The organism is Marinobacter sp. Arc7-DN-1 (genome assembly GCF_003441595.1).
Taxonomy (GTDB): Bacteria; Pseudomonadota; Gammaproteobacteria; order Pseudomonadales; family Oleiphilaceae; genus Marinobacter; species Marinobacter metalliresistant.
This window is the reverse complement of the sequence record NZ_CP031848.1, coordinates 2,563,713-2,588,117: the sequence shown is the minus strand read 5'-3', so window position 1 is coordinate 2,588,117 and position 24,405 is coordinate 2,563,713. Positions and strand designations below refer to the sequence as shown.

The following is a 24,405-nucleotide window of genomic DNA, read 5'->3' as shown; positions in this document are numbered from 1 at the left end:
CGCCATCTAACGGGTGCTGCAGCGTTGCTGTGGCGCCTTTTTTTATGCCTGTTTGCCCTGTGGAGGGAAACACCATCCATGACCGAGTCAGCCAACGCTAACATCGCCGATTATTACAGCGCCGAGACGTTCAAACGTATCAAAGACTTTGCAGATGGCAGGGAAACCCCGTTCGTGGTGATTGATACCGCCACGGTTGATCGCCAGTACGATGAGCTGGTGGAAGGCTTCCCCTACGCCAGGGTGTACTACGCGGTGAAAGCCAACCCCGCCCCGCAGGTCCTGACCATGCTGCGTGACAAGGGTGCCTGTTTCGACATTGCGTCGGTGTATGAGCTGGACAAGGTGATGGCCCTGGGTGTGACCGGAGAGCGCATCAGCTACGGCAATACCATCAAGAAGGCCAAGGACATCCGCACCTTCTACGAGAAGGGCGTGCGCCTGTTTGCCACCGACTCCGAGGCGGATCTACGCAATATTGCCAAGGCGGCACCGGGCTCAAGGGTGTACGTACGTATCCTGACCGAAGGCACGTTGACAGCGGACTGGCCCTTGTCCCGCAAGTTTGGCTGCCAGACCGATATGGCCATGGATCTGCTGATCCTGGCCCGTGATCTGGGCCTGGTACCTTACGGTGTGTCCTTCCATGTTGGCTCCCAGCAGCGGGAAATCGGCGCCTGGGACGCGGCCCTGAACAAGGTGAAGGTGATTTTCGAGCGCCTGAAGGAAGAAGATGGCATCGAGCTGAAGATGATCAACATGGGCGGCGGCTTTCCGGCCAATTACATCACTCGCACCAATGAACTGAAGGTGTACGCGGAGGAGATTGCCCGGTTCCTGCACGAGGATTTCGGTGCCGAGCTGCCGGAGATCATCATTGAGCCTGGCCGCTCGCTGATTTCCAATGCCGGCGTGCTGGTAAGTGAGGTGGTGCTGATTTCCAGGAAATCGCGAACGGCCCTGCACCGCTGGGTATTTACCGATGTGGGCAAGTTTTCCGGGCTGATCGAGACCCTGGATGAGGCGATCAAGTTTCCGATCTGGACGGAGAAGGTGGGCGAAGGCGAGGACTGCGTGATTGCCGGGCCCACCTGTGACAGTGCCGATATCATGTATGAGCACCACAAGTATCCGCTGCCTTTGAATCTCGCTATTGGGGATCGGATGTATTGGCTCTCTACCGGGGCTTACACGACTACCTATAGCGCTATTGAATTTAACGGGTTTCCCCCGTTGAAGGACTACTACATCTAGGTTTGGGGTCTGGCCAAGGGGTCAGAAGAAAGCTTTCTTCTGACCCCATTTTCACCTGACCCCATTTTCAGCTTTTAAAGGATCAGCTTCCGGGCTGTGTTTCAGGTCCAGCGTGAAGGCCCAGGGCAGAACCAGCAGGCTATAGGCGATGATGGTGAGAATGGCGTGTCTGGCGTCGCCGGTCCAGTCGGCGACCAGGCCGCCGAGCATGGGGATGGAGAAGGCCAGGGTGTAACCGACCAGGAAGGTGCCGGCGGAGAGGCGGCCGGTTTCCTGGGAGATTGTGACCAGGGGTGGCACGGCGACCAGGAGGATCAGGAGGATGCCTGAGGTCAGGCTCATCAGGGTCGCGCTGACGATGGACCACCAGCCGGTGACGGTGATGGCGCCGAGGGCGCCCAGGATGCTCAGGGCAGCGGTAACGATGATGGTGGAGCGGCGGCCGACCCAGGCCCGGGCCATTTTGAGCATGATCAGGGACGCGAGGACCTGGGCGAGGTTGAACCAGAACAGGGCGTCGGAGAGTTTGCCGAACTGACCCTGCTGTTCCAGCAGGTTGCCCATATAGGCATTGAGGCCGAAGAACATGGAGCCGGACAGGCCGAGAAGCAGGCCGATTTTCAGGGTAAGCGGGTTGCTCCAGTCCGGAAGCCAGGCGACTTTACCCACGGGTTTTGCCTGTTCTCTTTTGGGCAGGTAGAGGGCAGCAGCCACCAGCAGGGCCGGTAGTGACCAGGCCAGGAGAGTGGCGCGCCAGCTGTTGTCGAACAGGGGCATGAGCACTGGCAGGGTCATACCGGCGCTGATGAACTCGCCCATCAGCATGCCGTTCATGTAGATGGCGGAACCCAGGGCCAGGTGGTGGGGCTCGAGCCATCTCGGCAGAAGTGCCGGCAAGGCCGGTTGCATCATGGCCACACCAAACCCCATGACGGCGCTGGCCAGCATCAGTGTGAGGGTGTCGGGTACCAGGGCGCGGCCAGCGGAGCCGATCACCATGATGACCATGGCCAAAGCCAGGGTGTTCCGGGGACCAATGCGGGCGATGGCCAGGGAGCCAGGCATGGCGCCGATGGCCAGCATCAGAATGGGCAGCGTGGTCAGTGCCCCGGTGAGGGCCTGGGTCAGTGCCAGTTCATTACTGATAAACGGCGCCAGAGGTGGGGCCACCAGCACGGGTATACGCAGATAAATGCCGGCGAGCCAAAGCAACACCGCCACCGGCAGCAGCCTGGCTGGCGGTGGCGGCGTGGTTGCGGCCTGGTGTTCAGCCACGGATCAGCGAATCAGCCTTCACTGGTATCCGGCAGGTAGGCGCCGTCTTCGTCGTGCACTTCACGGCCGGTGACCGGCGGGTTGAAGGCACAGATCAGGCGCATGTCCTCGGTGCCACCGCGCAGGGTGTGCTGGTCATGCTTGTCGAGCGCATACAGGGTGCCGTCGGTGATCTGGTGGGTTTCACCAGTGGCCTTGTCCAGAATGCTGCCGTTGCCCGCCACGCAGTAAACCGCTTCGAGGTGGTGCTTGTACCAGAGGTTGAGCTCTGCGCCGGCCGGAATGATGGTTTCGTGGAAGGAGAAACCCATACCGTCCTTCTTAAGCAACATCCGGCGACTGGTCCAGCCCGGACCGGTGACTTCGCGCTCGGTACCAATGATGTCTTGCACTCGTACAATTTTCATTCGCATTCCCCATTGTGTGATGGAACAGCCTTTCAGTATAAACATCCCTGTCAGGTCCGGTTCAACCGCCAGTCGTCGTAGATCGCCATGGATTGCTCGATGGCTGCGGTGAATTTCTCCCTTTGGCGCTGGTCCAGGGGGCGCCGTTTCCGGCACTTGTCGAAGGCCCGCTGGATGTCCTGTCGGCTGCTTTTATCAAGGCTTTCCAGCCAGTGGTGGCCCGCTGGTTCCAGATCCAGCAGGTCCCGGCCGGCGTGGTTCCGGTGGCTGATGTGCCACCAGTGATCAATCGCGCGCCCTAATACAACATAGCCGAACTGGCTGTCCTGTACAGGACCGAAGGTGGCTGTTTTCAGTCCGTCCCGAAGCACCCCGATGTTCAGCGCCGGCAGGGTGAGGCGGTCGCCATAGAAATAACTGCCGGCAGCGCCGATCAGCCCACCCACCAGGGCGCCGGTTCCCAGGGAGGAACCCAGGGTCAGGGCGTCGATGCCGGCTCCGCTCACCGCTCCGGCGCCGAAACCGGCAGTTGCCAGGTAGCGTTTGCTGACCGCCCACGCCTTGCGGCTGTCTTCGGAAAACAGATCGTGCTCGCTATGCCACTCCAGCTCGGCTTCCTGGCGCCGGATGCGCTGGTGCTGGTACAGATGCTCGATATCAACACGCAGGGTCAGTTCCCGCTGGCGTTGATGACGGTACCAGCGCTGGCGGAGCTGTTCGGCCAGTGAGCCGTCGCTGGTTTCGGCGGCCTGGCTGGCGGTCAGGGTGCGTTTTTCCCGGAACGACATCATGTCCTCCAGGGCTCTGGCAACCAGCGCGGCGGCCTGCCGACGGCGGTGCCGCCGCTGCCCGGACAGGAACTCGGTGGCCTGCTCAAGCGGCTTTTCCCAGTCTGGCTCCAGTTGGCCGAATGCCCGCAACAGGCCGAGATGTTGTGCAAACGGGGCGCGAACGGCGTCGAACCTGCGAACAACCTGGAAGAACTGGCCCAGCGCGGCCTGCCAGGTGTCGCTGTAATCGTCCGCACCAATGCTGTTGATCAGCGCCAGGCTCGGGCGGCCCGTCCAGCGCAGGATGGTCATCTCGGCCTCATGTTCGGCGCTGTAGGGTACCGAGCCATCCACCACATAGATAATGCCAGCGCCTTCCAGCAACGGTGTCAGCAGTTCGCATTCATCCGTAAAGCGGCCATTGCCCTGGTGCTGGGTCACAAAGGCCCTGACGGTGTCGGCGTGGTCAGAGGCGGACACACTGTGGGCCTCCAGCCATTCCAGGACCCGTCTCGGGCGTTGAAAGCCGGGGGTGTCCACCAGGGTGTACAGGGTTTGTCCGTCCACTTTCAGCGGATAGGCCTGGCGTTTTCGGGTGGTGCCGGGTTCCAGGGCAATGGCGATGGCATCGTTCTGGGACAGGGTGGCTACCACGCTGGATTTGCCCTTGTTCGGGTGCCCGACCACGGCGAAGGTGGGTATTTGTGTCATGAGGGCTCCCCACTGGTCGTGTAAGGGAACTGCCGCAGGAGCGGTGGCAGTGACACCCTCACGAACTCGTTGCCGACACGCTCAGCGAACCGGAGCCAGGGCTGGATCTGTTGGGCATCCGGCTCGAGGTTTGTGTCAGCCGCCAGGGGTACAAGCGCGACCCGGATTCCACCGGGCCAGAGTCGGCGGGCCGATTCCAGGAAATCCTGAAGCTCGCCGGTTGGCGGCTCCCAGCACCGGGTCAGCAGGATCACGGCGTTGCCACGGGTCTTCAGGCAGTGCTCCGCCACCTGCTTGAGGGTCTGCTCGTCGTCTGTGAGGCTGGCCCTGCCCCCGGCCCGGAGAATCAGGTGCCTGCCTGAGCGCAGGGCTTCGGGCAGTTCCGGTTCGCCGGCTCCGGCCCAGCACAGCAAGGTGTCGCTCTCAGGCAGCGGAAGCAGATTGTCGCGGGCTCTGGTATCCGGCAGGTCGTCGGCATCGTTATGCTCATTGCCTGTGTCCAGGGCCGGCGTTTCCATGCGGTACAACAGCGCATGCATCGCCGGATGGCTGGATAGCAGCCGGCGAGCCCGGTTCCGGATCAAGGCCGAAGTCACAAGCCACATCAGCAGGCGCGGCAGCAGTACCCAGGTTGTCCACAGCATGGTGACAAACGGCCACCACTGGCCCCAGAGGCCGGGATCCGGGCTAGCATTATCTATTCCGGCCCGGAAAAAGCGCGTGGCTTCGACCAGGGCGAGATCCGGAACCGCCGCTGGCCACAACCAGGTCCAGGGTACAGCTATGATTTGCACCAGCCGGTGGTAGTTTGCGGCAGCCGTCTCCAGTGTGGTGCTCCAGCCGAAGGCGAGATCCTGTACCACCACCAGCACCAGTAGTGTGGCCAGTCCCGAGATGGCGAAGCAAAGACCGCCGATGTGGGCGGCCCTGGCCATCAGCAAAGGATGGAGCCTGCTGATCACAATGTTGGCCGGGCTGGTCCGGAAGCGTCGAAGAAGCCAGCGCCAGGGCTGCCATCCGACCAGTGACTGCAGGCTGGTGAACAGGGCGAGTATCAACTGGAGCAACACGAAGCCGAGCAAGACGGTGATATTGATACGCTGGCCACCGTCGTAAAACAGCAGTCCGGCCATGGTAAGCAGTCCTGTGATAAGGCCGACCGCTGCAAAACCCGCATGGACCCGGCGCCAGAAACCCAGGGTCTGGTCCGCTGCTGACGGTGTCGTGTCGGGTCCGCTCAGACGGTTCAGGTGTGCCAGCCAAAGAGCCGCATTCGGGTCAACGCCCTGCTCTTCGCAGATCAGTGCGAACTTGCGGTCCCGGCGATGGAGGAAGGTCAGCGACTGTGACTTGTCCCGCTGGGCCTGGGCATCAAAACCCAGCAGCAGTCGGAGGGGGCTATCGGTCATTCAGTGTCCCGGGTGGTGAATTCGGCCAATCATGCTTTGATGCTAGGATATAGGGATTCCCGCTTCCGATACCAGACAACGAGCCGCCATGCCACACCACCTGATGAACCTGCGCCATGTGCCCGATGACGAAGCCGACGAAATTCGGGCTCTTTTTGAAGCCCATGACGTGGTTTATTACGAGACACCGGCAAGCCGCTGGGGTATCAGTATGGGAGGCTTCTGGGTACACGATGACGACGAGGCAGCCCGCGCCCGGGCGTTGCTCGAGGCCTATCATCGGCAGCGTCAGGAAACCCAGCGGCGGGTTTATGAGGAGAACCTGGCCCGGGGCGAGTCCGGCGGTGTCTGGTTTATGTTCAGACGCCATCCGCTAAGGACCCTGGCCGCCTGCCTGGCGATTTTGGTGGTTATGGGGCTGAGCCTGTTGCCGTTTGTCCGATAATCCATACGGTGTCCAATTTTCCGGACACCTTGGCCCAGGCTCGTATTTACCACTATCTTTACGTCATTTCCCACTCCGGACTGTCCGGATATCCGGATTATTCTTTCTCTCTATCTACCGGATTTCAAATATGGTCATTTAAAATCAATGCCCTGGGTGATTGGCACAGGATCCGCATGGCGTTCCCCGGGGCCTGGCTCAGGGCCTGGCCCGTTCGTTAACAACAACAAACAAGGAACGACCATGAAACGAATGATGCTCTTCGCCCTGATCGGCGCCACGGGGTTTGCGTTGACTGCCTGCAAGGACGGCAAGTCCCCGTTCAATGAAATTCCTGATTTCGTCCAGGGCGATATTCAGCAATCCAGCTACGATGGCATTACCGATGACCTGCTGACGGCAGGACTGGGTGCCACTGGTCTTGGCAGTAGCCCGGCACCGGCGTTCGCTGATCCCCTCAACCCCACTGCCGCCGAACTCCGGCGTCTGGCGATTTACAACAACTACCGGGCTTTGGTCGATACTGCGCCGGGCGGCGGCTACGGCACCTTCTTTGGTCCTCAGGTGGGTAGCGGCGGTGAAGGTCTGATTCCCGGTGAGGAGTTTATTGCCTTTATGTCCGTGCCTGGTACCGATGTACCGGTGACCGTGATGGCCCAGGTGCCAGACAGTTTTGATCCGGATCGCCCGTGCATGGTAACGGCACCGTCCTCCGGTTCCCGTGGCATTTACGGTGCAATTGGCACGGCCGGGGAATGGGGTCTGAAGAAAGGCTGTGCCGTGGTGTATACCGACAAGGGTACGGGAACCGGTGCGCACAACCTTGCCACCAACAGCGCACAACGCATTGATGGCACCCTGAGCGCCACGGACGGGGCCGTTCAGTTCCGGGCAGACCTTACCGACGCAGAGAGGGCCGCGTTCGAGAGCAGCTGGCCGGATCGCTTTGCCTGGAAGCACGCCCATTCCAAGGCCAATCCGGAAGCAGACTGGGGCCGCCATGTGCTGCAGTCCATCGAGTTCGGCTTTTACGTGCTGAATGAAAAATTTGGCCGGGAGCTGGGCAATGGCGAGATTCTGCGGACCATCAAGCCGAAGAACACTCTGGTGATCGCGTCCAGTGTGTCCAACGGCGGCGGTGCTTCAATTCGTGCCGCCGAACAGGATAAGAATGGCCTGATTGATGGCATCGCCGTATCCGAGCCAAACGTCAATCCGGCGGTCGACCGGAGCTTTACCATCCGCCAGGGAGAAGGCCCGGTGATTACCGAGCACAGCCGAAGCCTGCTGGACTACACCACGGCCCTGGCCGTGTACCAGGGTTGCGCCAACCAGGCGCCGGCGATTCGTGACACCGCGCCACTGAACGCGGCGTTCAATCCTCCGGTGATCGGCGAGAACATCTGTAACTCGCTCGCCAATAAGGGGCTGGTGACCGGTGCCACCCTGGACGACCGGGCCACCGATGCCTTGCGCATACTGAACGAGGGGTTCGGGGTTCAGCCTGAGCAGAACCTGCTGGCGCCGGTGCACTTCGGGCTGGCCGTGGCCCAGAGCATTTCGCTGACCTACGCCAATGCCTACGGCCGCGCCGGTGTTGAAGACCGGGTATGTGACCTCAGCCTGGCCGCCACCGATTCAGCCTGGGCGGTGACGCAACTGGCGCCCGCCGCCGAGGCGGCCCTGTTTGCGACCAGTAACGGCATTCCGCCGTCAGCCGGGGTGAATATTGTGTATGACAGCGCTGAGGGCCAGCCCACCAACCTCGCAGCCAGTGCCTCGCCCAGTTCCAGTCAGCCCGATTACGGCCTTGATGCCCTGCTTTGCCTGCGCAGCCTCGCCCGGGGCAGTGACGCGGTGACGGGTGCGGCCCTGACAGGCCCGCAAGCCGAGCTGGCATCCGCCATTGCTGAGGGCATTGCTGAAGTGCGTGCTACCGGTGATCTGCAGGGCAAGCCGGCGGTTTTCGTTACCGGGCGCGCCGATGCCATCCTGCCCATTAATCATACCTCCCGGCCCTATTTTGGTCTGAACCAGCGGGTGGAAGGCGGCAAGAGCAACCTGAGTTACTACGAAATCCTGAACGCCCATCATCTGGACGTGCTCAACGGTTTCCCGGGCGTTGCCGACCGCTATGTTCCGCTGCACCACTACTACTTCCAGGCACTGGATCTGGTCTGGGCGAATCTGACGGAGAAGCAGCCGTTGCCACCGAGCCAGGTGGTCCGGACCGTGCCCCGGGGTGCCATCACAACACCGTTGGCGGAAGTGAATCTGCCGGCAATCAATCCTGCCCCGGACCAGGGTGACCGCATTGTGTTTGTGGATAACCAGCTCCGGATCCCGGAGTAACCGCGTCGCTCGCCGGCCCGGGCTGGTGTCGGGCCGGCTTTGTTTGCCCCCGCTCCGGGGGCCCCATATACTTCCGTGACTGCATCCGGCCTGGCCGGGTGCGGGGGTTTTAACCATGAATGACATTCGACCCGTTGGTGCGCGGTACATGACAGAGCTGTTTACCGATAAGAACAAGAGTGGCCTGACCCGGGACCTGATTGAAGCCCTGTTTCCGATGTTTGAGGAGGCCAGTGCCGGTGCCATCGCCGTGGACCGGGACGCCCGGATTACCTGGATCAACGCCAGCTATTCTCACCTGCTGGGCCTGGGAGATCCTTCGCGGGTCATTGGCAAGCCGGTACGTCAGGTGATTCCCCAGACCCGGATGCCGGAGGTGGTCGAAACCGGAAAGCCTCTGCTGCTGGATATCATGGAGCACAACCAGCAACAGCTGGTGGTGACCCGGCTCCCCTTTTACGATGAGGAAGGACAGATTGTCGGCGCGGTCGCGTTTGTCCTGTATGACGATCTGCAGCCCTTGACGCCGCTGGTTTCTAAATACCGGCGACTTCATCAGGATCTGGCTGCCGCCCGCAAGGCTTTGGCGAGGAAGGCGCGAGGAACCCGGTACAGCCTGGGCGATTTTGTCGGTGCCAGCCCGGCCGCACTTGAAGTCAAGCGGCGGGCTCGCTTGGCTGCCGGACGGGACATGCCGGTGCTGTTGCTTGGGGAAACCGGAACCGGCAAGGAAGTTCTGGCCCAGGCCATCCATTCGGTTTCCGCCCGTGCCGAAAAGCCGTTTGTGGGTGTCAATGTAGCCGCCATTCCAGACAACCTGCTGGAAGCGGAGTTTTTCGGGGTGGCCCCGGGTGCCTATACCGGCGCGGATCGGAGAACCCGGGAAGGCAAGTTTCAGCTTGCCAATGGCGGCACTCTTTTCCTGGACGAGGTGGGTGATATGCCCCTTCCATTGCAGGCCAAACTGCTCCGGGCGCTGCAGGAAGGGGAGATTGAACCTTTGGGCTCCAACAAAGTTGTTCCGGTGAATGTCCGGGTTATTGCCGCTACCAGTCGCAATCTGGAAGTCATGATTTCCGAAGGGGGGTTCCGTTCCGATCTCTATTACCGGCTCAACGTTCTGGAAATTTCGATTCCACCCTTGCGAGACCGGCTGGCGGACCTCGGGGTGCTCTGCGAGGCCTTGCTGGAAGAGGTTTGTGAAGGCCTGGAGCTGCGGGGAGAAATTACGGACGCCGGCGTTTCGGCCCTGGGCAGCTATGACTGGCCCGGCAATATTCGGGAATTGCGGAACGTTCTGGAGCGGGCGCTGACCATGGGTGAGGATGGTGGCCTGCTGGATGCCGATGCGATCTTCAAGGTGCTACCCCGAAATGGCAGTCGTTCAGTCTCCTCATTAACGTCGCAACCGGTCCGGCCCTTATCCCAGACACTTGCTGAAGCCGAGGCCCAGGCCATTGAGGAAGCCCTGGTAGCCAGTCGTGGCAACCGGACCAGGGCCGCCAAGCTTTTAGGTATTTCCCGATCGGTGCTGTATGAAAAGCTCGCCAGATTGTCCTGAAATCCGGACGATTGTCCTGGTGTCCGTACAATCACCTACGACTGATGTCTAAATGTGTCTGGATTATCGGACGATTTGTTTCTGTTGGAGCCTTCTGTATATTTTTAAGTATATGAAATAAAAGGGAAAGTATTTTTTGGCATGATGCCTGCCTTTGTCCGGTGGCAGGACGTCAGAACAATGCAGAGAACAAGACTGACGCCAACCGTTGGACTCCCGACTTTGCCCTGTCCGTCTTTTCCTGCATTTCTGTCTATACTCAGACCAGGCCTTTCAGGTTGTACGCCGCCAGGCCAGATACAATAACAACGCTAGGAGACTTGCCAATGAAACTTCTTAAGGTTCTCGCCGGTGTGGCCGGTGCGGTCGCCCTTACCACAGGTTCCGCTTTCGCAGACGAACTGCGCTGGAAAATGCCGGTTGCCTTCGCGACCAACCTTCCCGGTCTCGGCTCTCCCGCCGCCTGGGTTGCCGAAAACCTGACCACTGCGTCTGACGGCAGTATCCAGGTTCGTGTTTATGAGCCGGGAAAACTGGTTCCCCCTTTCGACATTCTTCAGTCTGTATCCGACGGCAAGGTTTCGGCAGGTTATACCTGGATCGGTTACGACCAGGGTAAGGTGCCTGCGATTCCGCTGTTTGCTGCTGTACCCTTCGGCATGAAGCCGCCGGCCTACATTGGCTGGTACTACTACGGGGGCGGCCACGAAATGCTGCAGGAAACCTACGCCAACAAGGGCTTCAATGTGTATGCGCAGCTGTGCGGCATTATCGGGCCTGAAACAGCCGGTTGGTATTCCAAGCCCATCAAGACACTGGAAGACTACAAGGGCCTGAAGATTCGCTTCGCCGGTCTGGGTGGCAAGGTGCTCGAAAAGCTGGGCGCTTCCGTGACCATGATGCCCGGCGGCGAGCTATACCAGGCGCTGGAGAAAGGCACCATTGATGCGACCGAATTCTCCATGCCTGCCATTGACCAGATCCTTGGTTTTGATCAGGTGGTCAAGTACAACCTGTTCCCGGGCTGGCACCAGCAATTTACTGCCCAGTACATGCTGATCAACAAGGATGAGTGGAACAAGGCTACAAAGGCGCAGAAGGCGTTGGTTGAGGCCTCCTGTACCGCTGCCACCACCCGTGGCCTGGCCGAGGGTGAGTACAAGAATGGCAAGGTTCTGGCCGAGTTCCAGGACAAGGGCGTTCAGGCCGACCAGATTCCCCGCGACGTTCTGCTCAAGCTGAAAGACGTGACTCAGGAAGTGCTTGAGGAAGAAGCGTCCAAGGATGCCGACTTCAAGCGTGTGTACGAAAGCCAGCAGGAGTTCATGGAAACCTACAAGATCTGGGATACACGCGCCTATGTTCCGGCGGACCTGTAAGGTTCGGGGCTGACCCTGAGCACCGGAAGATAATCCGGTGTTCTCTGATCCAGTCTGGATGGCCCTGCGGGGCCATCCCTGTTTCACGGCATGCTTTCTGAACGAGGAACTGTTGTATGGCAGTGTCTGATAAAGGCTCACCGTCTGGTGTGCGGGCATCGGTGTCGGACGCCGGTCAATTTATTCATCATCACACGGAGTTTCCGACAACCTGGCTCAGCCAGGTTATGGACGCTGTGATTTCTGCAATAGGCAAGAGTGCCTCCTGGCTTTGGGTTGTGGTTACCGGCGTAATCATCTACGCCGTGGTCGGTCGCTATGCCTTTGGCTCGGGGTCGGTAACCCTGGAGGAAGTCCAGTGGCACCTGGCCGGTGCAGGCTGGTTATTGGGGCTGGGCTATACCCTGGTGACCGACGATCATGTCAGGGTGGATGTGATCCATGAGCGCCTGTCCCTCAAAGGCCAGGCCTGGATTGAACTGTTTGGCCTGGTATTCCTGTTGCTACCGTTTCTCGTGTTAGCGGTTTACGAAATGGTCCCCTACGCCTTCAGTTCCTGGCAACAGGGCGAGACCAGCCAGGCACCCGCCGGCCTTCCTTATCGCTGGATTCTCAAGGGCGTTCTGGCACTGTCTTTTGTGCTGCTGATTATCGCTGCCCTGTCCCGTCTGCTGAAAGTCACTGCCCTGCTTTTCGGCTTTCCGAAGCCAATCCGGGTCGAGTCCGGGGATAACAAGAAAGAGGATGCGTCCTGATGGAGCTTGAAACCCTGTTTGTAATCGGCATGTTCCTCACGTTCGGGGCGCTGTTGATGACCGGTTACCCGGTTGCGTGGGTGTTGGGTGGCACCGCGGTTATCTGGACAGTCATCGGTGTAATCGCGGTCGAAAATTTTGGCGCCAATCTATGGTTTGACTATTCCTCCTCCATGGGGCTTGTGCCTGAGCGGATATGGAAGGTCGTAAACAGCGAGACCCTTGTCGCCCTGCCCATGTTTATCTTCATGGGCATCATGCTTGACCAGTCTGGCGTGGCTGAGCGGCTGATGAACAGCATGGTAAAACTGTTTGGCGCCGTTCGCGGAGGTTATGCGGTTACAGTGATTGTCATCGGCGTACTGCTGGCAGCGACCACCGGTATCATCGGTGCGTCCGTGGTGCTGCTGGGCATGCTGTCCCTGCCCGTGATGATGGAGAACAAGTACGACAAGGGGTTTGCCGTGGGCACGGCCTGTGCCACCGGGACCCTGGGTATCCTGATTCCGCCTTCCATCATGCTGGTGCTGATGGCTGACCGGCTGGCGGTTCCCGAAGCGTCGGTCGGCGACCTATTCATGGGGGCGTTCTTCCCCGGCCTGATGCTGGGTGCCATGTACGTGACCTACGCCATTATCCGTCCCATGCTGCAACCGCACATTGCGCCGGTGCCGGAGGGTACGGAGAAAGTGACATGGGGCATCGTCTGGGAAGTGGCGAAGGCCGTTGTACCGACGGCCGCGTTGATTCTGGGTGTGCTGGGCTCCATCTTTGCCGGAATAGCGACACCAACGGAGGCTTCCGGTGTCGGCGCACTGGGCGCTCTGCTGTTGGCCCTGATGTCTGGCCGACTGAACCTGGAAGTGCTCAACTCCTCCATGCAGCAGACAACCCGCACGGCGGCGTTCATCTTTGCCATTTTCCTGGGTGCAACCGCGTTCTCCGTGGTACTGCGGGGTCTGGGTGGCGACCAGGTGATCGAGGACGCCCTGCTGGGCCTGCCTTTCGGCCCCTATGGCGTGGTTCTCACCATCCTGTTTGCTGTCTTCCTGCTCGGCTTCTTCCTGGACTGGGTCGAGATCACCCTGATCATCCTGCCCCTGGTGGCACCGGTAGTACAGCAGCTCGGTTTTGACCTGGTGTGGTTCACCATCCTGTTTGCCATGTGCCTGCAGACGTCGTTCCTGACCCCGCCGGTGGGCTTCGCGCTGTTCTACATCAAGGGTGTGGCGCCGCCGGAGATCAAGGTAACGGATATCTATCGTGGCGTTGTGCCGTTCATCATTATTCAGCTGGCAGCCCTGGCTATCGTGTTCCTGGTACCGGAAATCGCGACCTGGTTGCCGAGCGTGGCTTACGATTAAGGAGAAAATAACAATGCGTCTGGAAAACAGGATTGCCCTGATTACCGGTGCCGGCCGCGGCATCGGCCGGGCCATCGCCGAACATTATGGCCGCGAGGGCGCCAGGGTTGCGGTTGCCGACCTGACCCTGGAGAGTGCCCGGGAAGCCGTTGATGCCATCGAAAAGGCCGGTGGCACCGCCATGGCCCTGGCCATGGATGTCACCGATGAAAAGGCAGTTGATGATGGTGTCGCCGCCATTGTTGAAAAGTGGGGCGGCCTGGATATCGCCCTGGCCAACGCCGGCATCCAGCATATCGACCCGGTGCACAAACTGGCGTTCTCCGATTGGCAGAAGGTCATGAGCGTGCACCTTGACGGTGCCTTTCTGGTCACCCGGGCTGCGTTGAACCAGATGTACGCCAATGGCGGTGGTACCATGCTCTACATGGGTTCGGTGCATTCCCTGGAGGCGTCTCCACTGAAGTCACCCTATGTCGCCGCCAAGCACGGCATGCTGGGCCTGTGCCGGGCGGTTGCGAAGGAAGGCGCGGAACACGGGGTACGCAGCAATATCATCTGCCCCGGATTTGTCCGCACACCACTGGTGGACAAACAGATTCCCGAACAGGCAAAGGAACTGGGCATTTCCGAGGAAGAGGTCATCAGCAAGGTGATGCTGAAAAATACGGTGGACGGAGAGTTCACCACGCTGGAGGACGTGTCTGAACTGGCCGTGCACCTGGCGGCCTTCCCGTCCGCGGCGCTGACCGGCCAATCCATCGTGGTCAGCCATGGCTGGCACATGCAGTGAGTAACAGGAGAGACGGATGAGTCACACAGAGCAATCACCGGTAGTCTGGTCTCCCTCGGAAGACACCCTGAAAAATTCCCGCATGGGCCAGTTCAAGGCCTGGCTGGAGCAGCAGGGCTTCGGCCCTTTCGAGGATTACCATGCCCTGCATCAGTGGTCGATTGATGAGCTGGATACCTTCTGGCAGAAGGTATGGGATTACTGCGGCCTGGTGTGCGATACCCCGGCTAACCAGGTCTTGGGCAAGCGCGATATGCCCGGTGCCCAGTGGTTCCCGGGCATGAAACTCAACTTCGCCGCCAACCTGCTCCGGCTGGCGGATGGTGAGCATGCGGACCGCGAGGCCGTGGTGGCCTATTGCGAAACCCGGCCGGTGCTGCGCCGCAGTTATGCCCGGCTCAAGGCAGACGCCGGCGCCCTGGAGGCCTTCCTGCGAAGCAGGGGTATCCGCCAGGGGGATCGCGTCGCGGGTGTCGTGACCAACGGTTATGAAGCCATGGTCGGCATGCTGGCCGCTACCAGCCTTGGTGCGGTGTGGAGTTCCGCCTCGCCCGATTTCGGCGTGGGTGCTATTCTCGACCGGTTTGGCCAGATTGAACCCGCCGCACTGATCGTGGTGAACGGCTACGGCTATGGCGGCAAGGTCTTTGCCCGCCAGCAGGACTTTGCCGGGCTGGTCAACGGCTTGCCGACGCTTAAAACCGTCGTCAGTGTCCAGCAACTGCCGGACGAAGCGCCTGTTTCGGGTGACCTGGTTACCACCTGGGAAGACGCTCTGACCTTCGGTGCTGGCAAGCCGCCCTCGTTCACCCCGCTGCCACCGGACCATCCCGTTTATATCCTGTACTCCTCCGGCACCACTGGTAAACCCAAGTGCATCGTCCATGGCAACGCCGGCCTGCTGGTGAATCATGCCAAGGAACTGATGCTGCACGGCGATGTGGGCCCGGAGGACCGGTTCCTCTACTTCACCACGTGCGGCTGGATGATGTGGAACTGGCAGGCCTCCGCCCTGATGACCGGCGCGGCGGTGATTACCGTCGACGGCTCCCCGGGTTATCCGAGCCTCAGCTTCCTCTGGGACACCGTGGCGGAGGAGAAGGTCACTCACTTCGGCACCAGTGCCCGGTTCATCGCCGGCTGCCGCAAGGCCGAGCTCCAGCCCGCGAAAACCCTGGACCAGAGCAAGCTGCGGGTCGTGTTCTCCACCGGCTCCCCGCTGCTGCCGGAAGATTACGACTGGATGTACACCGATGGCGCCCCCGATGCGCTGCTCGGCTCCATCGCCGGCGGTACCGACATCTGTGGCTGCTTCGTGGGTTCTACCCCGCTGCTGCCGGTGCGCCGCGGTGAGATCCAGTGTCGCTTCCTCGGGGTGGATGCCGTTGCCTATGGCGATGACGGCAAGCCGGTCAGCGACGGCCGCGGTGAGCTGGTCTGCCGCCAGCCACTGCCGTCCATGCCGGTGTGCTTCTGGCAGGACCCAGAGGGCGAACGCTACCGCGACGCCTACTTCAATACCTTTCCCGGTGTCTGGGCCCACGGTGACTTCATCGAATTCACCGAACACGGCGGCGCCATCATTTACGGCCGCTCCGACGCCACCCTTAACCCCGGCGGCGTCCGCATCGGCACCGCGGAAATCTACCGTCAGGTAGAGACCGTGGCCGAAGTCAAAGACAGCCTGGTGGTTGGCCGCCAGATCGAAGGCGATGTGGAAGTGGTCCTGCTGGTGGTCCCTGCCGAAGACCAGGCCATCACCGACGACCTGCTGAAACAGCTCAAGAGCCGGATCCGCGAAGGCGCCAGCCCACGCCACGTGCCCAGGCACATCGTGCAGGTGAATGACATTCCGTACACCCGCAGCGGCAAGAAGGTGGAACTGGCGGTGGCGCGGTTGATCAACGGCTCGAAAAAGGCGGACAACCGGGATGCTCTTGGGAATCCCGAGGCCCTGGACCATATTCGGGAGCGGTTGGCTGCGGTCGGGTTGTTGCCGGAATAAGGCTGGTTTTGTTGACAATAAGTCGCTGAAAACGGGCGAGATTCTTCCTGCGGAACTCACCTGAATAGCCCAACAGCGGGGCGGGTGGAGCCTCCCAAAACTGTGCGGAGCCATGGATGGCGGAGCCCAAGCGCCACAGGGATGTGCCGCAAGGAGCGTGTTTTGGGAGGCTTTACCCGCCCCGCGTCTACTCCAAGGCAATGTTAGAAAGTTTCGTAAATTCCCGCCATTTCATCGTCTTGTAATCGAAGATCAGGCATTTTTAGTCTGTTCTTATACTAAGATCGTAACCAAAATTTACGAAAAAATGGTATCTTAGTCAGTCTATCAAAAGTTCCTAATCAGTCATTGCCCAGGTCGGACGTTCAAAAGACGCCTGACCCCGCCGTGACCGTCCTGAACCCACCCAATAGCCTGAGGACGAAAATGACATCATCCAAAGCCAAGATTGTCTACACACTGACCGACGAGGCGCCCGCCCTCGCGACACGGTCACTTCTTCCGATCCTGGAAACCTACGCCAAGCCGGCTGGTATCGAGTTTGAAACCAGCGACATCTCTCTCGCGGCGCGTATTCTGGCGACCTTCCCGGATTATCTGGAAGAAGATCAGCGGGTTCCGGATGCCCTGGCCGAACTGGGCGACTACACCAAAGACCCCGACGCCAACATCATCAAGCTGCCGAACATCTCAGCCTCCATCCCGCAGCTGCGTGCGGCTATCAAGGAGCTGAATGAACAGGGTTACAAGGTTCCCGAGTACAAGGAACACCCCGAGACTGACGAAGAGAAGGAAATCCAGTCCCGCTATGCCAAAGTCCTCGGCAGTGCGGTAAACCCGGTGCTGCGTGAAGGTAACTCTGATCGCCGGGCTCCGGCCGCGGTCAAGGCGTTTGCCCGCAAGTACCCGCACTCCATGGGCGAATGGAGTCCTGCTTCCCGTACCCACGTGTCACACATGCGCGGTGGCGATTTCTACTCCAGTGAACAGTCGGTGACCCTGGACAAGGCCACCAACGCGCGCATTGTGTTCGAGAACAAGAAGGGCGAACAGACCGTTCTGAAGTCTGACCTGCCGCTGCAGGAAGGCGAAGTGCTGGACGGCATGTTCATGAGCAAGAAGGCCCTGGTGAAGTTCTTCGAAGATGCCATCGAAGACTGCGAAAAGACCGGCGTCATGTTCTCCCTGCATGTGAAAGCCACCATGATGAAAATCTCCCACCCGATCGTGTTTGGTCACGCGGTGAAGGTTTTCTACAAGGACCTGTTCGATAAGTACGGCGACCTGTTCGACGAAATCGGCGTTAACCCGAACAACGGGCTTTCCAGCGTGGTCGAGAAGATCAAGCAGCTGCCGGAATCCAAGCAGGAGCAGATCCAGGAAGACCTGCATGCGTGCTACGAGCACCGTCCGGAAATTGCCATGGTCGATTCCGTCAAGGGCATCACCAACCTGCACGTGCCCAGTGATGTGATCGTCGATGCCTCCATGCCGGCGATGATCCGTAACTCAGGCAAGATGTGGGCCCGGGATAACAAGCTCAAGGACACCAAGGCGGTGATGCCCGAGTCCACCTACGCCACCATCTACCAGGAAGTGATCAACTTCTGTAAGACCCACGGTGCCTTTGATCCCACCACCATGGGGACGGTGCCGAACGTCGGCCTGATGGCCCAGAAGGCGGAAGAGTATGGTTCCCACGACAAAACCTTCGAAATCAGGGAAGACGGCATTGTCCGTGTCGTGACCGAAGACGGCACCGTACTGACCGAGCACAACGTTGAGCAGGGTGATATCTGGCGCGCCTGTCAGACCAAGGACCTGCCGATCCGGGACTGGGTCAAGCTGGCCGTCAACCGCGCCCGTGCAACCGGCATGCCGGCCGTGTTCTGGCTGGATGATGAGCGTGCCCATGATGCCCAGTTGATCAGGAAAGTCGAGACTTACCTGAAAGAGCACGACACCGAAGGCCTCGAGATTCACATCATGTCGCCGGTTCGCGCCATCCGCTGGACCATGGAACGCCTGATCCGCGGACTGGATACCATCTCCGTGACCGGCAACGTACTGCGTGACTACCTCACCGACCTGTTCCCGATCCTGGAGCTCGGCACCAGTGCCAAGATGCTGTCCATTGTTCCGCTGCTGAACGGTGGAGGCCTTTACGAGACCGGCGCCGGCGGTTCCGCGCCCAAGCACGTACAGCAATTGCTGCAGGAAAACCACCTGCGCTGGGACTCCCTGGGTGAGTTCCTGGCCATCGCGGTATCCCTGGACGAGCTGGGCGAGAAACAGAAGAACGATCGCGCCTGCCTGCTGGGCCAGACCCTGGACAAGGCCACCGAGCGCCTGCTGGAGAACAACCAGTCGCCGTCCCGTGTTACCGGTGAGCTGGATAACCGTGGTTCCCACTTCCACCTCGCTCGTTACTGGGCGGAAGAGTTGGCCAACCAGGACGAGGACAAGGAGCTGAAGGAGTTCTTCGGTAAGCTGTCCACACAGCTGGAAGAGAACAAAGACAAGATCCTTGAGGAAATGAGTGTGATCCAGGGCCATCCGGCTGATCTCGGTGGTTACTACCATCCGCCGACGGAGGAGGTTTGCAAGGTGATGCAGCCGAGCGAAACCTTCAACAAGATCCTTGCCGATGCGCGAGCGTCTGTGAAATAAGGATACGGAATCACGCCCGGCCCTCCGTCGGGAGCCCGTTAGACTGTGTTGGTCTTACGGGCTTTTTTATGCCGGTGGAGCCGATAACCAGCGGCAAAATGAACATTCGGCGAATACCAGCAGCACGCTGAAGAGAATTGCCCTCCATGCATCGTCGATGGCAACCACCCCGTGGCGTGATTCATCGCTTACTCCTGATGCAACGGGGCAAAGGTGCCTCCGGTCAGCCGGGCCAGGTCGCCCGGTGCCAGTTCGATTTCCAGACCCCGGCGGCCTGCGCTGACAAAAATGGTTTTGAAATTCCGGGCGGACGCATCAATAAAGGTTTTGAGTTTTCTTTTCTGGCCCAGGGGGCTGACTCCGCCCAATACGTAACCGGTGCTGCGCTGTACAGACTGTTTGTCGGCCATGGCGGCCTTTTTGCCGCGGGCTGCCCGGGCAATCAGCTTCATGTTCAGCATGGTGGTCACCGGAACCACGCCGACAGCAAGCTCCTTGCCATCAATGGCGACCACCAGTGTCTTGAACACCCGGGCGGAATCAACGGCCATTTTCTCGGCTGCTTCCGTGCCGTAGCTCTCGCTGGACGGATCATGGTCATACTCGTGAATGGAATGGGCCACGTTGGCCTTGCGTGCGGCGTTGATGCCCGGCGTCATGCTCGGCTCCTTCGGAATGACTGGATTCCGGGATTAGATCAGCTAAGGACGAGAGCGACAACTGCTCGCTGGCGGGCGGAGAGGGACAGGAACCCCGCTGATTTTACCGGTAATGACATTTGGCCCTCGACTTGAAGTCCCCTTATGACTATTTTTCGTACATCATGAAAATCCAAACGCTGGTGACAGTGTGTCCATGGCGCCTTCAGGGGCGAAACATCGGGGAATGAGTACTTTGAGCAGCAATCAGACGCCTCTGCGTCGGGCCGGCTGGGCAGTTACGGTGTACCTGATCGCCGGCTTCGCCTGGATTATGTTTTCCGATGCCCTTGCCGAGGTCTGGTTTCCGGACCCGAAGACCCTGTCTATGGTTCAGACCTGGAAAGGCTTCTTTTTTGTCCTTACGACCGGCCTGGTGCTGTTTTCGGTGCTTTTCCGCCAGCTCACCAGGGACCGGGCGCTGCTGGCCCTGCAGCACGGCCAGCGTCTGGCGCTGCGTAAACGGGAGCGCCAGCTCCAGGTGTTGATGGACAACCTCCCGGGCATGGCCTACCGGTGCCGGTACGATCCCCAATGGACCATGCTGTTTGTCTCCCGGGGTTGTGCCCGGTTGACGGGTTACGAGCCGGAGGAACTGATAGAAAACCGCGTAACCAGTTATGCCAGCCTGATGGACGACGAGGACGGTGAGCGTATCTTCTGCGAAGTGAAGGCGGCACTGGCGAACGACAAATCGTTTTCACTGGAATATGGCCTGACCCGTAAGGACGGCAGCCGGATCTGGGTCTGGGAGCGTGGCCGGGGTGTTGAGGAGGAGGACGGCACGGTCGTGCTCGAGGGCATTGTCCTGGACATCTCCGACCGCAAGGAGTTGGAATCCGAGCTGGAGGAACTGGCGATCCGGGATCCACTGACCGGACTCTTCAACCGGCGGGAAATGTCGAGGGTTCTGGAGGAGGAGCTGGAGCGGGCCAGGCGTTACCAGCGACCGATGGCTTTGCTCTGGATTGATTTTGACCATTTCAAGGACGTTAACGATACCTACGGCCATGCCGCGGGTGATTCGGTGCTCCGTTCTATCAGTCGTCTGCTGTTGGGCAGCGTCCGCAGTGTCGATTCCATCGGTCGGTTCGGGGGCGAAGAATTTGTGATTGTATTGCCGGAAATGGGTCTGGACGAAGCACGTGACACCGCCGAGCGTTTGCGCCGCAAAGTAGCCGGGGCGCCACAGCCACTGGGCGACGGAAAAACCGTGCCACTGACCATCAGCGTCGGTGTCGCGGTCTACCCCGAACACGCCCAGAACGGGGCAGCACTGTGTGCCGCCGCGGACAAGGCAATGTATCTGGCGAAGGGCTGGGGCCGTAACTGTGTGGCCATGGCGCACCTCCACGACCAGGTTCATAATGAGTCCTGAGGCCCTTGCCGGGGGGAGTCGTTGACGCTGGCCCGGACGCCATCCGGCCAATGTCATTTGTGTCGGCTGAATTGAAGATAGAATAAAAACAACCATCTTGATAAAGGTTTGACCAGATGAACCGATTTGCCCGTCGTGCGCTTCACACCTGCCAGATTCCCGGAGATCTCGAGACCGTCACCTTCCGGGACGCTGCGGGTGAAAATCCGGCAGCCGCAGGTGTCAGTGAAGAGACTGTCGAGACGATCTGGCGCAGCGTCCAGGGGCTTTACCGGACAGGAGTGCACCCCGGAATCCAGATTTCTGTTCGCCACCAGGGCGAACAGATCCTGCATCGCGCCATTGGCCACGCCACCGGCAACGGACCGCACGACCCCCCGAATGCGGTCCGGGTTCCGATGACCACCGATACACCGATCTGCTACTTTTCCGCCTCCAAGGCGGTAACTGCCCTGCTGATGCATATTCTGGCGGAACAGGGGCTGGTTAACCTGATGGATCCGGTGTCCTACTATTGCCCGGAGTTTGCCAGTAATGGGAAACGGACCATCACGGTCCATCAAATCCTCTCCCACCGCGGCGGTATTCCGGCCATTCCGAGGGAAACGCCCATTGATGTGTTGTGGGATCGCGACGAGATCTGGCGCCTGTTATGCGCGGCCAGGCCTGTGGAAGTGGACGGTGCCAAGGTTGCCTACCATGCCATCACCGGTGGCTTTGTGTTACAGCGGGTGTTGGAGAGTGTCACCGGGGACACCATCGAAAACTATCTCGACCGGCACCTGCGCCGGCCGATGGGCATGAAATGGTTTACCTATGGCATTGCCCCCGAGCACCTGAATGATCTGGCCAGTAATTACGCCACCGGTCCGACGCCCAGGTTCCCGGTTTCCTGGATAGTAAACCGGGCCCTGGGTGGCGACATCCGGACAGTTGAGAGGGTTGCCAGCGACCCCCGCTTTCAGGAGGCTGTGATCCCGGCAGGGAACCTGTGTGGGACAGCAGAAGAAATGGGGCGTTTTTTCCAGATGATGCTGAACGGGGGCCTCTGGAATGGCCGGCGGGTCTGCAGTGAGCTCACCATTCGTCGTGCCATCCAGCAGTTCGGCTCGCTCCAGATCGACCGGACCATGATGGTGCCCATGCGGTTCAGTGCCGGCATGATGCTGGGCGGAAATCCGGTGGGTCTCTGGGGACAGCAGAGCCGGTTTGCCTTTGGCCATGTTGGTCTGATCAACAAGCTGTGCTGGGCCGATGCTGCCCGGGATATCTCGGTCAGCCTGCTCAACACCGGCTTTCCGATTGTTGGCCATCACCTGCCGGCACTGGGGAAGTTTGTCTACACTGTCTGCAACCGGTTCCCACTGATCCCGGAGCACCGGCGACCGATGATTGCCGCCTGAGGCGGAGGCCTCACATGGTTCGCAGCTGTGCTTCCAGAATGCCCAGCACAGACGACAGTATGTCGCGGAAATCGGTCAGTGTCTGGGTGCGCTGGATCACGTCCTCCCGGTTTTCATCCAGCCGTTCCAGTTTTGGGACAACCCGCCTGATACCTTCCGTAATCACTTCGTAGGGATAGTGGTGATCCTGGATGCTGAGCTTGTTGATCTCGGCCACTTCCTGGCTGAAGATGCTGATGATGTCATACAGCATGTCCTTGTGATGAATGCTGCTGGCTTCCCAGTAGGCATCGTCCAGCAGTTCCAGCAGTGACAGGTATTCACGCAGGGTATCCGCCACGGATGTCTGGGTCATGGTAGCTCCTGTAAGGGTGGGAAATTTCTTGTCTACAGGGAACTATAGCAGGGGTTCTGTTGCCTGAGCCGCATGCGGATTCTGCCAGCCCATAAATAAAAATGGGGTATACGGATTTTCCACTCATCCAGGGCATCGTTGGCCATGCGCACCAGATGGAACTTATCGACGACGATTCGGGCTTGTGGCAGCACGGCTTTGACGGCGGGTGGCCAGCAGATCGGGCAGGGTCCTCTCCTCGATGTTGGTCAGAATGCAGCGGTAGCGCTTGTTCAGGTACAGCTCGTCGATGCCCAAAATGCGGGGCGTCTCGAAGCGGTGCCAGCGACCCAGGAACTCGGCGCGGGCGTTGAATATTTCCCGTACCGTCTTCTCGTCCAGGCCGGTCTGGGCTGCCACGAAGGTGTAGGGGTGGTTGAAAGATTCCTTCTCCACGTATTCATATGGACAACAGGGCATACGGCGAGAGATTTTTGCCAATAATGGACATTATTTAACCCTTGAGCGCCAGAATACGCCTGGCACCGTTAAGCACGACAACCCCCGCGATGGTACCAATTATCAGATCCGGATAATTGGATCCGGTCCACGCGACCAGGGCGCCAGCGGCGATGACGCCCACGTTGATTACCACGTCATTAGCCGAGAATATCCAGCTTGCCTTCATGTGCGCCCCGCCCTCTCGGTGTTTGGATATCAGCAGCAGACAAATGGTATTGGCAATCAATGCGACGAATGCGATAGCCATCATCATCAGCGATTCGGGTTCACTACCGAATAAAAAGCGTCTCACCACCTCTGCGAGTACGCCAACAGCCAAGATCAGTTGGAGTACACCAGCAAGATGCGCGGCACGTACCTGCATTTTCACGCTATGCCCAACGGCATAAAGGGCGAGCCCGTACACTGCCGCATCGGCAAAATTGTCCAGGGACTCGCCAATCAGGCCGGTGGACTGGGCAATCAGACCGGCAGTCATTTCCACCACGAACAGGACTGCATTGATGCCGAGCAACCAACGCAGGGTGCCGGACTCTTGCGTAGCAGAGGCTGCCGAGGACTCGGCGGCCTTGATTGTCTCCGGATCGGCAGCAACAGTTTCCTGAAGCGAGGCTCCTAGCCTCAAGGTCGTCAGTTTCGCGGTGATGGGCTCGACCTCGCCGTCGTGCACGACCTCCAACCGACGGTTCGACAGGTCGAACGACAGCGTCCGAATATCTTCAAAGCCGTTCAGGGCCAGGCGAATCATTCGTTCTTCTGATGGACAGTCCATCTTCGGCACGGCATAAACGCTGACCCATTTCCCCGATGCTTCGGAGGAGTCCCGCATATCGGTATCCGCTGGGGGCGTTGCATCGCAGCCACAGGCGTCTCCACAGGTTTTGCTCATGATACGACTCCACTTGAACATTATTGGGTTA

19 protein-coding genes and 1 pseudogene are annotated in these 24,405 nt (G+C 59.7%); 12 read left to right on the top strand and 8 right to left on the bottom strand.

Annotation, left to right across the window (positions count from 1 at the left end; all coding sequences use genetic code 11):
- Positions 1–78 precede the first annotated feature (78 nt).
- The gene (locus tag D0851_RS12180) at positions 79–1,254 is read left to right on the top strand and encodes a type III PLP-dependent enzyme (protein WP_117618887.1); all 1,176 of its coding nucleotides are present in this window, start codon (positions 79–81) and stop codon (positions 1,252–1,254) included.
- Positions 1,255–1,305: 51 nt separating this feature from the next.
- Here the strand turns inward: D0851_RS12180 and D0851_RS12175 are convergent, their stop codons facing one another.
- Genes D0851_RS12175 through D0851_RS12160 form a run of 4 tightly spaced genes read right to left on the bottom strand, consistent with a single transcriptional unit; the run spans position 1,306 to position 5,826 of the window.
- Positions 1,306–2,529, bottom strand: a complete 1,224-nt coding sequence (locus D0851_RS12175; RefSeq protein WP_117618886.1) for a CynX/NimT family MFS transporter — start codon at positions 2,527–2,529, stop codon at positions 1,306–1,308.
- Between the two features lie 11 nt (positions 2,530–2,540).
- The gene (locus tag D0851_RS12170) at positions 2,541–2,936 is read right to left on the bottom strand and encodes an ectoine synthase (protein ID WP_117620386.1); all 396 of its coding nucleotides are present in this window, start codon (positions 2,934–2,936) and stop codon (positions 2,541–2,543) included.
- Positions 2,937–2,986: 50 nt separating this feature from the next.
- Entirely contained in the window at positions 2,987–4,417 is a 1,431-nt protein-coding gene (locus tag D0851_RS12165; protein ID WP_117618885.1) for a GTPase/DUF3482 domain-containing protein, read from the bottom strand.
- Positions 4,414–5,826, bottom strand: a complete 1,413-nt coding sequence (locus D0851_RS12160) for a DUF2868 domain-containing protein (protein WP_117618884.1) — start codon at positions 5,824–5,826, stop codon at positions 4,414–4,416. Before D0851_RS12160 ends, D0851_RS12165 begins: the two co-directional genes overlap by 4 nt.
- Positions 5,827–5,914: 88 nt before the next feature.
- Here D0851_RS12160 and D0851_RS12155 point away from each other — a divergent pair, with 88 nt between their 5' ends.
- The 9 genes from D0851_RS12155 to D0851_RS12115 all read left to right on the top strand — a co-directional run bounded on the left by D0851_RS12155 (position 5,915) and on the right by D0851_RS12115 (position 19,150).
- Positions 5,915–6,271 carry a DUF6164 family protein gene (locus D0851_RS12155; protein ID WP_117618883.1) on the top strand — a complete coding sequence of 119 codons (357 nt, stop codon included), beginning with the start codon at positions 5,915–5,917 and terminating at the stop codon, positions 6,269–6,271.
- A gap of 243 nt (positions 6,272–6,514) precedes the next feature.
- Positions 6,515–8,623, top strand: coding sequence for a 3-hydroxybutyrate oligomer hydrolase family protein (locus D0851_RS12150; protein ID WP_117618882.1), 2,109 nt, complete (start codon positions 6,515–6,517; stop codon positions 8,621–8,623).
- Positions 8,624–8,771: 148 nt separating this feature from the next.
- Positions 8,772–10,184, top strand: a complete 1,413-nt coding sequence (locus D0851_RS12145; RefSeq protein ID WP_117618881.1) for a sigma-54 interaction domain-containing protein — start codon at positions 8,772–8,774, stop codon at positions 10,182–10,184.
- Positions 10,185–10,510: 326 nt separating this feature from the next.
- Positions 10,511–11,563 carry a TRAP transporter substrate-binding protein gene (locus D0851_RS12140; RefSeq protein ID WP_117618880.1) on the top strand — a complete coding sequence of 351 codons (1,053 nt, stop codon included), beginning with the start codon at positions 10,511–10,513 and terminating at the stop codon, positions 11,561–11,563.
- Positions 11,564–11,679: 116 nt separating this feature from the next.
- Positions 11,680–12,318, top strand: coding sequence for a TRAP transporter small permease subunit (locus D0851_RS12135; protein WP_117618879.1), 639 nt, complete (start codon positions 11,680–11,682; stop codon positions 12,316–12,318).
- Entirely contained in the window at positions 12,318–13,682 is a 1,365-nt protein-coding gene (locus tag D0851_RS12130; protein ID WP_117618878.1) for a TRAP transporter large permease, read from the top strand. The genes D0851_RS12135 and D0851_RS12130 overlap by 1 nt, the downstream gene beginning before the upstream one ends.
- A gap of 13 nt (positions 13,683–13,695) precedes the next feature.
- Positions 13,696–14,475, top strand: coding sequence for a 3-hydroxybutyrate dehydrogenase (locus tag D0851_RS12125; RefSeq protein WP_117618877.1), 780 nt, complete (start codon positions 13,696–13,698; stop codon positions 14,473–14,475).
- Between the two features lie 16 nt (positions 14,476–14,491).
- Positions 14,492–16,480, top strand: coding sequence for an acetoacetate--CoA ligase (locus D0851_RS12120; RefSeq protein ID WP_117618876.1), 1,989 nt, complete (start codon positions 14,492–14,494; stop codon positions 16,478–16,480).
- Positions 16,481–16,906: 426 nt separating this feature from the next.
- Positions 16,907–19,150: an NADP-dependent isocitrate dehydrogenase gene (locus D0851_RS12115; protein WP_117618875.1), complete on the top strand. Its 2,244-nt coding sequence runs from the start codon at positions 16,907–16,909 to the stop codon at positions 19,148–19,150.
- Between the two features lie 188 nt (positions 19,151–19,338).
- Here the strand turns inward: D0851_RS12115 and ybaK are convergent, their stop codons facing one another.
- The gene (ybaK, locus tag D0851_RS12110) at positions 19,339–19,809 is read right to left on the bottom strand and encodes a Cys-tRNA(Pro) deacylase (RefSeq protein WP_117618874.1); all 471 of its coding nucleotides are present in this window, start codon (positions 19,807–19,809) and stop codon (positions 19,339–19,341) included.
- A 226-nt stretch (positions 19,810–20,035) separates the two neighbouring features.
- On the opposite strand from ybaK, the gene D0851_RS12105 reads away from it, so the two are divergent.
- Both D0851_RS12105 and D0851_RS12100 read left to right on the top strand, forming a co-directional pair.
- On the top strand, positions 20,036–21,226 hold the full coding sequence (locus tag D0851_RS12105) for a sensor domain-containing diguanylate cyclase (protein ID WP_117618873.1): 1,191 nt from the start codon (positions 20,036–20,038) through the stop codon (positions 21,224–21,226).
- Positions 21,227–21,342: 116 nt separating this feature from the next.
- Complete coding sequence (locus D0851_RS12100; RefSeq protein ID WP_117618872.1) at positions 21,343–22,629, top strand: serine hydrolase domain-containing protein; 1,287 nt, start codon at positions 21,343–21,345, stop codon at positions 22,627–22,629.
- A gap of 10 nt (positions 22,630–22,639) precedes the next feature.
- Here the strand turns inward: D0851_RS12100 and D0851_RS12095 are convergent, their stop codons facing one another.
- The 3 genes and pseudogenes from D0851_RS12095 to D0851_RS12085 form a co-directional block, all read right to left on the bottom strand.
- Complete coding sequence (locus D0851_RS12095; RefSeq protein WP_099618196.1) at positions 22,640–22,984, bottom strand: hypothetical protein; 345 nt, start codon at positions 22,982–22,984, stop codon at positions 22,640–22,642.
- A gap of 125 nt (positions 22,985–23,109) precedes the next feature.
- Positions 23,110–23,446: pseudogene (locus tag D0851_RS12090) on the bottom strand (transposase); the annotation flags it as partial.
- A 31-nt stretch (positions 23,447–23,477) separates the two neighbouring features.
- Positions 23,478–24,374 carry a cation transporter gene (locus D0851_RS12085; RefSeq protein WP_117618871.1) on the bottom strand — a complete coding sequence of 299 codons (897 nt, stop codon included), beginning with the start codon at positions 24,372–24,374 and terminating at the stop codon, positions 23,478–23,480.
- Between the last annotated feature and the right edge of the window lie 31 nt (positions 24,375–24,405).